The sequence below is a fragment of the Microcystis sp. BLCC-F209 genome (assembly GCF_041928595.1).
In the GTDB taxonomy this organism is placed as follows: Bacteria; Cyanobacteriota; Cyanobacteriia; order Cyanobacteriales; family Microcystaceae; genus Microcystis.
Window position 1 is genome coordinate 1 of record NZ_JBHFLL010000109.1, and the last position, 10,369, is coordinate 10,369.

Genomic DNA, 10,369 nt, shown 5'->3' on the forward strand with positions numbered 1-10,369 from the left:
CTGATAACTGATAACTGATAACTGATAACTGATAACTGATAACTGATAACTGATAACTGATAACTGATAACTGATAACTGATAACTGATAACTGATAACTGATAACTGATAACTGATAACTGATTTAATCTTTATCTTGAAAAAATTGTTGATCGAGATAATTAACTTTAGCATAGGGTTCTAAAGCAGAGAGAATTTGTCGGCCATAACTGCGGGCATTGACACGATTATCGAGGACAGCCACACAACCTTGACACTCCCGGAGAGACTGAACAGATTGCTGAATTTCCCTTACTGCTGTGGGTAAAAGATAGGCACGAAACCAGTCGAGATGTTGTCGTTTATAGTAAGCAATTTTGCCAGCAACAAGAGGATTTTCGGGGGAGGGTAAGGGTAAAGTAGCGATAATTAATAAACTGGGAGTCGGAAATTTTTCTTGATGGGTTTGCCAGAATTGCCAACCACACACCAGAATAGTATTACTATTAATCCCAGTTTTTTCCACTTGCACTCGCGAACCGTAATCGGCTGCAATTTGGGTGGCAATTTGTGCCTTGAGGGGAACATCTTCAATCAGGATTACTATCGGTTGTTCACTGGTATGATTAGCACTAACTAATTCCCGCACTTGCTTTAATAACATCGGTTGAAATTCGGGCGTATTGGGGGCGCTGATGCGATCGGGTAGATATAAATGAATATATTCACTTTCGCGATCGGCTGCAAACTTTAAAGTTAAAATTTCTCCGATACCCTGATTTTGACGGTATAAATTAGCGGATTTTTCGCTATCTAAAAAACTGCCGATTAAAACAAAGGGTTGCTGCTGCCAAATCGGTTTGAAAAAACTAGCCACCTCCAAAGGACTGATTTTTAGGGTAAATTCTTCTCGATCTCGATCTACTGATGTCCAGAGGAGATAATTATGCTCGGGGATTTTGGCCGCTAAAAGTTGCCAAACAGAATCAGTGGTTAAGTCTTGATCCAAGCGTTGCAGGAGAGCAATTATATATTCTTTTTCTTTGGCATCAATAAGATAGCAATTATAGGGATTTATTGGATGACCAAGAATACTTTGGCTAAGTTGTGCTTTAATTAAGTCTATAAACTCTCTATGCTGGGGATATGCTGACCCTAAAGCGAACCATTGTTCGGGAGTAATGGTGACGGTGAGATAATCTACTAGACAAGTTTCTAAATCTTCGGCTCGATCGATTATCGTGGGGATATTCTGGGGAAAATGACCGAGATTGCCCAATTTATCCTCTAACCATTGTTGGGGTGTGGTGAGGAGTAAACCGGTAAAATTAGCGGGAAAGCGATCGCTTTTGAGGATATCTCGTTGAGTTTGTAACCATGCTTGCAGATGGGGGATTTCCACTTCTAAAAGTAGGTTTACTTCCGACTCTGGAGCAACAATCAGAACAGGTGTATTACCTAAAAGAGCCGGGGTGAGATAACTGAGACAATAACGGGACAGAGTCGTTCCAGTTTGCATGAGAGAGGAACGTTTTAAGCGTAAAGCTCTAGCCACCAGTCGCCCCATAGTGAGATGATGAGACCAGTAAAAGCGCCCTTGTTCCCGTAAAAAAGCGCGTAGGGAAGAATGAACCGCCGCTTCTAATAAAACCATCTCATCTCAGTTATTGGTTATCAGTGATCGATCATAGCCTTGATTTTGCCACTGATTGCACTGGGAGAGTCCTGAAGGGGTGATTGAGACCATTTTTCAAGAGTAATGGCAGAGATGGTTAATTGCCCTCATCCCCAGGGGTGAGGGTGCAAGAGTGCCTCATCTCCACAAACAATTTAAATTCGCGGGCAGCTTAGGATTTTTTACCAAGGAGAGATAGTAAAATACCGATGGCACCGATACCGAAAATACCCAGTTTCATCGATGGTTCGGGGATGGGAGTGGTAGTGATCTTAAATCCACTGGTGATAAACATTCCGAAAACGTTATCATCATCACTGGGATTCCGTGTTGCTAAACTGAGGAAAGTATCTCCTGGCAAGATGAAAGGAGTAGTATTGGCACTGTTACCAAGAGCAAGGTTATAGTATTCGTCGTCTGGATTAGTGCCACTAGGTCGAGCGGTTGGATCTACGTTAGCAGGATTATCACCTATCCCCCCAACAGTGATCAAGTTTCCATTGTCTGAGTTTTCCCCGCTCGTGCGGTCATCTGCCCCCCCTGCGCTCCTAGTTAAACGTCGATTATTAGTTGAATTAGTAGTTACGTCAACCACAGTGACTTGATGCTGACCCATGACTGGCTGTTTGCTAAAACTAGAAGCGAGTGAAACCAGAAAAACTCCTCCAATGTAAGGATTAGCAAAATTAAACCGAATTGTATCTCCCCCGGTGGAAAGTTCTCCGTCTAGGATAACCGAGGTAAAGCCTTGGGTAGAAGAATTGCTATAGGCAACGACAAGAGCTGCACCATCGTTTTGTCCATTCTCAGTGATACTAAAGTCTTGTAATCCTTCCTTAAAAGAAGAAGCGATGATACTGGTGACATCCCAACGGGCGGTGGTGGCTGGGTTGCTATTCGGACCAAGAATAGTTGCTGAACTCAAGGGAAGTGTATTCCCATTAAAAGTTACTCCGTAAACTGGGTTATCCCAGACGGAGGCGGCATAAAGATAAGCTTTCTGAATTGTAGAATTTGCTGGTATATCGGCTTGGATAATTCCAGTATTAGTTGTACTTCCAAAACCGTCAATAGAAAGGGCAGCGTTGGAAATGACTTCTCGTACCAGCAAACTAGCGGAAGCGGGGGCAATGTTTAGGCAAAGTCCAACAGTAATCCCCAGGGGTAGCAATGAATAAGCAAGTTTTTTCATGATAGGCAGTTGGCAATTTTTTTCAAGTTATAGTTGGTATGTCCATTAATAGTCTGTTTAAGTCACAGTGCTTTATTACAGCCGAAATACCTAATTAAATAGCAAGGATCAGAAGGCCGTAAATTGCATTTCCTACTAATACTATTTTTCAAAAGTAATGGCAGAGATGGTTGGTTATACTCACCCCAAAAATTTCGCCCAGAACTTGGTTTTTGGCGGTTTTTGAAACAGAATGAGAGTTTCTAGCTTAAGATTTTGTTCACTTAGGATAGACATAGCGTGCTAACACATCTTAAAAAAATTGGACATAAAAGATCACCTTTGCCATTAGCTTCGACAAATCTCAACACAGTCTCGATGAGAGGCGGTAAGCAATGGCAACAATGTAATTTACTTCGATTATGATGGTATAGCCTTTATATAAATATTTGTGTGATTTCAAGCAGTCAAGGAAGTATTTAAAGACACAAGTAAGCTAAGGCACAGGTAAGTAGTCGTGCAAAATTAATTTCTTAGTCGAGATAGGAGACAGGAGACAGGAGATGGGAGACAGCCATCAGGGATCAGATTTGAGTTTTCAGTTCATTGTTTACTGGTCACTGAAAAAGCGTTCGGCTGACGGCTTAGATGTGTAATTAATTTTGCTTAGGTACTTAACACCAAATCTGTTTTTAATAATATGATTAACTCCCAATCGAACTTTAAAAACCCGCTCCCTGCTCCGGCGCTCCCCACTCTCCTATACCTTTTCCACAGGATTTAGTATCATTAGTCAGCGCAACCAAAAGTTTTAATTGCGAAGGGACAGAACCCTGACAGGGGCTGTATTATAGAGGGCATGGAAATTAACGACCCACTAGAACGCCAGAACTATTCGCTCAAATTAGTTCTCCCAGAGAACCAACTTGAGCCACATTGCACACTTTTGTCTTTTTGTCAAATTTTATGTTAAGAAAGATGTCACCAATGGATAGGCCTGCCACGAATAGGGCTAAATGGTATTGGTATTGATATTTTGAGCTTATGCTGTCCCATCTGCTTTTTACTTGCGACTTGGTGTGAGATGATCTAGAAATGTCTATTTTATGAGAAGGATAAAGAAAAGTAATGGCAGAAATTCAGTTTTCCAGGGGACTAAAAGAACCGGTTGTTCCCAATATCCGCTTAAGTCGCACTAAAACGGGAGAGAAGGGATCGGCAGAATTTTATTTTGAGCAACCGACTATCCTGGGAGATCAACAAACCGAGGAAATAACGGGGATGTATCTTATCGATGAGGAAGGAGAAATCGTCACCACGAAAGTAGAAGGCAAATTCATCAACGGTAAACCCATGGCGATCAAAGCTACGGTTATTTTTAATTCTCCCGCAGAGTGGGATCGTTTTATGCGTTTCATGGAACGTTACGGTAGCGAAAACGGTCTCGAATTTACTAAATCTTCCTGATACCATTTTTCTAAAGTAATGGCAGAGATGGTTAATTTCCCTCAACCCTTGCCCCCTACCCCCCCGACATCGGGGGGCAAGAAAGGAGTAGAATGTCTGCCACGAATAAAGAAAAATGGTATGATTTGGCCTTTATCTTCCAGCAATACGTCAAAAAACCCGCATTCAGAAGAGATGCGGGTAGAGGTGAAAAATCAGAGGAAAAACCTATTTAACTCCCAACAGTTCCACATCGAAAAGTAAAGTCGCGTTGGGAGGAATTACCCCACCGGCACCCCGCGCACCATAACCCAATTCTGGGGGGATAATTAAGGTACGCTGCCCACCGACTTTCATCGATGCGACTCCCTCATCCCATCCTTTGATCACTTGACCCACTCCAATGGTAAAGGTAAAAGGTTGATTGCGATCCTTGGAACTATCGAATTTTTTGCCGTCTGTCAGGGTTCCCGTGTAGTGAACAGTCACTTTTTGACCTTTTTGGGGACTTTCTCCAGTTCCTTCCACGATATCGATGTATTTTAGTCCCGAATCGGTGGTAACTGCTTGATCTAAATCCATGGAGATGATTTCCTTATTAATAGTTTGAGTGATAGCGGGTGGATCGATTTCTGCGGCGATCGCATTGGCTTTTTCCCCTCCACCAAAGAGTGAAGCAACGATTAAAAATAAGCCACAAACCGCAATGATAGCAAAACTGAGCAAGATTTCGCGCATTGATTTCATAGTTCCCTAACGCCAGAGTTTATTCTCTAAGTCTCTCACCTGCCGTTCTAATCTATCAATCCTTCCCCGCAGTTCGTCCATTTCCGATTGTCGGGGAACCCCTAAATCCTGCAAGATATTGCGGATATAGCGTTCTAAGTTATTCTCGAAGCTCCCTTGTTCAGACTTCATCTGTGTCATCAGATCATCGACAAAGTTTTTAGCCTGATCGGAATTGATTTTACCGTCTTTTACTAATTCATCGCTCACTTCTTTGATCTTTTCTGCCACCATGGAAGTAGTACCAATACCCATCAGCAGCAGTTGTTTAATCCAGTCGCTATTATCCATTGTTTTCACACTTTTCAAGGAGACGGGGATAAAAATATCCCTATTCCATTATGGACTTTTGCGGCGGTAACGGCAGAGCGATCGAGCAGATAACCCGCCAAGGCTATCCCAGTCGAACTACCCCCATCTAGGTTTAAACCGTCCTTTGCCGCCATTAACAGCAAAATTCGGGCTAATTCGCCTAAAGTTGCCCCCCTTCCCCCGACACGATTATGGATAGCAACTAGCAGAATTTTTCCTTCTTGGCTAACTGCGATCGCACTGCGGGAAGCTTGTTGATTTTGGAATGCCGGACTAAATTTTTCGGCATTTCCATCTAAAACTATGCGTCCATTCTGCAATAATAGGGGGCCAGCACCTAAAATCTGGGGATAATCAGCAAAATCTCTCGGTAGGGTGACGCTATCGAGGTTGACTGTCTCACCAATCTTTAAATTAATATCTGTCTTTCGGCAGATGACTAAATAGCCATTTTCCGGTATGTCTATACTATCCTGTGGCAAAAGATTATTTAATTTCTCCGTTATGCGATCGCCTTGCACGACTAACCCGGTTTCCCGCTCGGTGAGGGGATGATAATTACTTCCCCAATCGCGAGTATAACGACTGCAGCCGGCTGCTACAAAGGCACTATTTAAATGGGTTAGGGGAAAACGTTGTCCGGTGGCAGTAATGAGAGTTTCCTCTAAACTAAGGCGATCGATCCTGATTTTACCACGATTATCCCATGCGATCGCTCCTCGGTTTAAAATTGGTCCAGATAACCATTTGCCATCCACACGAATTGCTCCCAAAGGTAACTGATTATTACGATTAAAAAAGCCGCCATTAATCATCGCTACCGCATTACTTTCGCTATTAATCGTGATCAGGGGATTAGTGCCGCGCATTGAGGTGGAATTAGCGGTAATTGGTTTAATAGTTATCTGAGGATTTCTAGGATCGATTTCTAACCAAGTCACGGGAAACCAATCTTTGTCTAACTGGATATATTTTTGATTCCAGATTAACCCTGGTTGCCAAACAATGCGCTTTTCATCCATAGCATCGGGACGAGAATCAATGATAATTCGGGGAGGATTATCCACACTGCTGATCTGTAATCCGTAGGCAGTGGGAAGGTTAATTTTTAAACGACTGATCACCCCATTATTTTCTAAGGAAGTGATCTGAGTGGGTAAGTTATTATTGGAGTTGCCTAGATCATCTTCATCGTTATTTTGATTACTGTTGCTGATAGTTTGGGGTTGAAACTTAGAGATAAGCGATTGCTGGGCATTTCCTTCTAGGGTAATCACTGCTTGATTTTTTGCCTGACTAACTTGCCAAAAGGTCGGGCGATCGAGTTGAATAATAATCCGTTGTACTGCTCCATAATTTTCTAGCTGAATATCTTGCATCTGGGCAGCAGGAAAGTTAATAGTTAAACTATCGCCATTAATTGTGGTTGTTGCCCCCATTGTTAGTAAAATATCCGTAACATCCAGCCAGCGATCAGAGTCGATTAAATTAGCCGATAAAGTTTGTAAATTAAACCAGCTTATCGGTTGCTTTTTTGGATCATTTGTGCTAAGAAAATCCATGCCAAATAATTGTCTTGCTCCCGTGTCACCCATGGCGATTCTGGTACTATTTGCTGCTGTCCACTGTCGCCAAGAAACGGGCAAAGAACGACCATTAAGAATAATTTTTTTTCCCTGTTGCTGGGTTGATAAATCCCTAGAAGCTAAAGTTATTGGTGATCTGTGATCGGCTAAAGATATAGCTGGACTGCCAAGAATTATCAAGGAAATTACCGTTAAACAGATAGATGATAAATTCAGATAATTTAACTTCATAAATATCTCCCTAAATCACCTTGTTTAAGGGGAAATTTGAGGATTTATATCCTTGGCAAGAGAGGCTAGAAGGGACTATATTTTTTTGATCGATAACCTCTAATAATTCTTCAGGTGTTACTACCATCGGTTTAGAGTTATATAGATAACTAGAGGCTTTTTTAAGTTTTTGATCATAGGTAACTAAATAATCACAATTAGCGGCACTACTTAAAATTAAAACATCATTCGAGTGTACCAAAATATTGCGAATATCTCTAGCATTTTGCCAATATTGATCAAGTTTTACTAAATCAAAATCCAAGATAGTCACCTTTTCTTGAATCCGATCGACTATTTCAGGATGATTACGAACTTCTGCCAAAAATAATAACTCTTGTAAAACGATCGCATTAATAGCAAGACAAACGCGATCGAGTATTTCTCGATCAAATAAATGCACACTGGCAAGATCTCCTCGTAGATAAGAAATCAAAACATCAGTATCTAAAAAAACTAGAGGCTTCTCCATTGATTTTCTTCTCCTTGATGATAAAGAGCAATGATTTTTTCCGTGACTTCTGTAATAGTGAGATGATCGGTATTAACTTCGATCGCATCTGCGGCTTTTCGCAGGGGTGCTAGGGAGCGATTACTATCCAAATAATCCCTTTTTTCAATCTCTTGGGTTAATTCTGCGAGACTAATCCCACCATTTCCCTGCGCTTCTAAGTCTTTTAATCTCCTTCTGGCTCTTTCTTCGGGTGTCGCTGTCAAGAAAATCTTTAATTCCGCTTCTGGGAAAACATTAGTACCAATATCCCGACCTTCCACAACTATTCCCCCCGACATTCCCATCTGTCTTTGCAGGGTGACTAACTGCTGTCGCACCGCTTTTTGAGCGGCAATTCTGGACACTTGCGAGGTAATTGCGGGAGAGCGAATCTCTAAAGTCACATCCTGCCCATTAATCTTCACTATAGTCACATTTTCGGGGCTATCGGCGGGGATTATTTCTATCTTCGCTAAAGATAATAACTCGGCGATGGCCGCTTCTGCGGACAAATCCAGACCAGAATTCACCACCAACCATGTCACCGCGCGATACATCGCACCGGTATCGAGATAAGTTAACCCCAATTTTTCGGCTACTAAGCGCGTTACCGTCGATTTTCCTGCTCCAGCCGGTCCATCAATAGCGATAACTGCCCGACGTTGACGCAAGATAATATTATCAATTAAACGGGTTTGACCGATCGATCCAGCGATCGCTAATAAGCCCCCTGTCTCGATCTGCTCGATCGGTTGTAAACTCTGGGGATGGACTAAATCCAGATACTGAGGGCGAAATTCTGGTACTCTGTCGAGATTTTTTTGGACAATAGCCAGTAGTTTTTCCCTTTGTCTTTCCCCTAAACGAAAACTTTCGAGGGCTAATTGCAAACTTTGGGCGATAATTGTCGCTTTTTCCCTTTCTGTGGCCGATAGATACTGATTGCGAGAACTAACTGCTAATCCCGATGTTTCTCGCACTGTAGCACAAGCGCGAATCTCGATCGCTAAATTTAAATCCCTGACTAATTGCCGGATAATCGCTAACTGTTGGGCATCCTTTTCGCCAAAATAGGCGATCGTCGGTGCAATTATATTAAATAACCTGGTGACAATTGTGGCTACTCCCTGAAAATGTCCAGGACGAAAAGCACCACATAACCCGCTAGTCAGAGAAATCGGGGGAACAACTGCGGTTATCTCCTCAGAATTACCAATTCCTAAAGTTTCCGCACTGGGAGCAAAAATAGCAGCAACTCCCAAGGATTCACACAATTGGCGATCGCTGTCAAGGCTGCGGGGATAGCGAGAAAAATCCTCTGTGGGGCCAAATTGTAGAGGATTAACAAAAATACTGACCACAGTTACCTCCGCTTCCGTCACTGCGCGTCGAATTAGACTAGCATGACCTTTATGGAGAGCGCCCATGGTTGGCACGAGGGCAATACTGTGATCATGGCGATAATCAGCCAAAAAAGTGCGTAAACCGGGGATTGTTGTGAATATTTGCACAGGGTTCACTCCTTTAATAGCCTATTCCACTACTATTCGCCAGGGGATGCTGCCCGATGATCAATTCGGCTGCTTCCGGGGAATCGGCTTTAAATAATAACATCCCATCGCCTCTTTCTGTCCAATAACTCGTTTTTGTCTCCTGTCGGCTCTCTTGGGTTTGGTGGGTAAAATGTATTTTATAAGATATATTCCCGCCAGCGAGCGACTGGAACGAACCACAAAGACACAAAGGACACAAAGATTGATCGGTTCTATATAAGTAGGTGGGTGGAATTAAATATAAAATGAACGTAGGTTGGGTTGAAGCATGAAACCCAACGCCCGCATGGGTTACGCTACCGCTAACCCATCCTACAAATAATTGTGCCTACCTACTTAAGTTAAACTGATCACACAAAGAATAAGAGAGGCTCCTGTGCTGTCTCGGTTGACCGCTGCATATATGCTTGTTTAACAAACTGGGGCATAATTTTTTTCAGGACAATGACTGGTGAGCAGCCCGACAATTATATAGATTAATGGCAAAAAAGACTTGACAAAATCCCTCGATTTGACCTATACTTTCTAGTATAATGGGAATCCGTGCCGAAATATATATAAGCCTTTTTACTTCCGCTATAAGTTTGTCCGAGAACCAATCGAGAAAACCATAAACGGGTCATTGGAGGAGCCTTATGCCAGAATCTAGATCTGAGATTATTTCAGTTAAAGTTAAAGAAAATGTCACCATGTTAGTGGAAGCGAGAAGTTTCGGTGGTGAACGGGAAGTATCCGATCAAATATTTGACTTTCAAAGTGTGGCTGATACAATTGAGGCAGTTACTGAATCGATCGCTGCTACGATAAGTAAAGTGCAGCCCAAAAAGGCTACCGTAGAATTTGGGGTAGAAGTCAGGGTAAAATCCGGTAAACTAACCGCTTTAATTGTGGAAGGTGAAGGAAAGGGAAATTTAAAAATTACTCTGGAATGGGGAGGATAAATTGATTAAATGCTTACGGCTCTTCGTTACTTGTTATGGTTCGATAGGGGGGCATAAATCGACTAAATCCTTATCTGGCAAAAGATTTAACTGATTAGCTCGCTCTAGATCAAAAACAATTGACAAAAATCGTCCAATGTCTTTCTCTATAAGGGTT

The 10,369-nt window shown here is 42.2% G+C and carries 10 protein-coding genes; 3 read left to right on the forward strand and 7 right to left on the reverse strand.

The annotated features are described in order from the left end of the window. Positions 1-124: 124 nt before the first annotated feature. Positions 125-1,633 carry a helicase C-terminal domain-containing protein gene (locus ACE1AQ_RS06940; protein ID WP_008198803.1) on the reverse strand — a complete coding sequence of 503 codons (1,509 nt, stop codon included), beginning with the start codon at positions 1,631-1,633 and terminating at the stop codon, positions 125-127. A 193-nt stretch (positions 1,634-1,826) separates the two neighbouring features. Continuing rightward, the gene (locus tag ACE1AQ_RS06945; RefSeq protein WP_008198804.1) at positions 1,827-2,846 is read right to left on the reverse strand and encodes a PEP-CTERM sorting domain-containing protein; all 1,020 of its coding nucleotides are present in this window, start codon (positions 2,844-2,846) and stop codon (positions 1,827-1,829) included. A 1,107-nt stretch (positions 2,847-3,953) separates the two neighbouring features. On the opposite strand from ACE1AQ_RS06945, the gene psb28 reads away from it, so the two are divergent. Together psb28 and ACE1AQ_RS06955 are read left to right on the forward strand one after the other, a co-directional pair. Then, the gene (psb28, locus tag ACE1AQ_RS06950) at positions 3,954-4,292 is read left to right on the forward strand and encodes a photosystem II reaction center protein Psb28 (protein ID WP_008198805.1); all 339 of its coding nucleotides are present in this window, start codon (positions 3,954-3,956) and stop codon (positions 4,290-4,292) included. Between the two features lie 92 nt (positions 4,293-4,384). Next, positions 4,385-4,507 (forward strand): hypothetical protein, encoded by a 123-nt coding sequence (locus ACE1AQ_RS06955; protein ID WP_008198807.1) that lies wholly within the window; start codon positions 4,385-4,387, stop codon positions 4,505-4,507. Here the strand turns inward: ACE1AQ_RS06955 and ACE1AQ_RS06960 are convergent. The 5 genes from ACE1AQ_RS06960 to ACE1AQ_RS06980 are packed head-to-tail and all read right to left on the reverse strand — an operon-like array spanning position 4,500 to position 9,229. Next, entirely contained in the window at positions 4,500-5,018 is a 519-nt protein-coding gene (locus ACE1AQ_RS06960; protein WP_008198809.1) for an FKBP-type peptidyl-prolyl cis-trans isomerase, read from the reverse strand. The two genes, ACE1AQ_RS06955 and ACE1AQ_RS06960, sit on opposite strands and share 8 nt — an antisense overlap. Before the next feature lie 6 nt (positions 5,019-5,024). Next, positions 5,025-5,348: a phasin family protein gene (locus tag ACE1AQ_RS06965; protein ID WP_002758682.1), complete on the reverse strand. Its 324-nt coding sequence runs from the start codon at positions 5,346-5,348 to the stop codon at positions 5,025-5,027. Positions 5,349-5,362: 14 nt separating this feature from the next. After that, positions 5,363-7,186 carry a phosphodiester glycosidase family protein gene (locus ACE1AQ_RS06970; RefSeq protein WP_110545841.1) on the reverse strand — a complete coding sequence of 608 codons (1,824 nt, stop codon included), beginning with the start codon at positions 7,184-7,186 and terminating at the stop codon, positions 5,363-5,365. Positions 7,187-7,196: 10 nt separating this feature from the next. Next, positions 7,197-7,697: a PIN domain-containing protein gene (locus ACE1AQ_RS06975; protein ID WP_002803933.1), complete on the reverse strand. Its 501-nt coding sequence runs from the start codon at positions 7,695-7,697 to the stop codon at positions 7,197-7,199. Further along, positions 7,682-9,229, reverse strand: a complete 1,548-nt coding sequence (locus tag ACE1AQ_RS06980; RefSeq protein ID WP_008198819.1) for a bifunctional pantoate--beta-alanine ligase/(d)CMP kinase — start codon at positions 9,227-9,229, stop codon at positions 7,682-7,684. The genes ACE1AQ_RS06975 and ACE1AQ_RS06980 overlap by 16 nt, the downstream gene beginning before the upstream one ends. A 677-nt stretch (positions 9,230-9,906) precedes the next feature. Between ACE1AQ_RS06980 and ACE1AQ_RS06985 the strand changes: the two genes are divergently transcribed. Beyond that, positions 9,907-10,212 (forward strand): CU044_2847 family protein, encoded by a 306-nt coding sequence (locus ACE1AQ_RS06985; RefSeq protein ID WP_002762380.1) that lies wholly within the window; start codon positions 9,907-9,909, stop codon positions 10,210-10,212. The last annotated feature ends 157 nt before the right edge of the window (positions 10,213-10,369 follow it).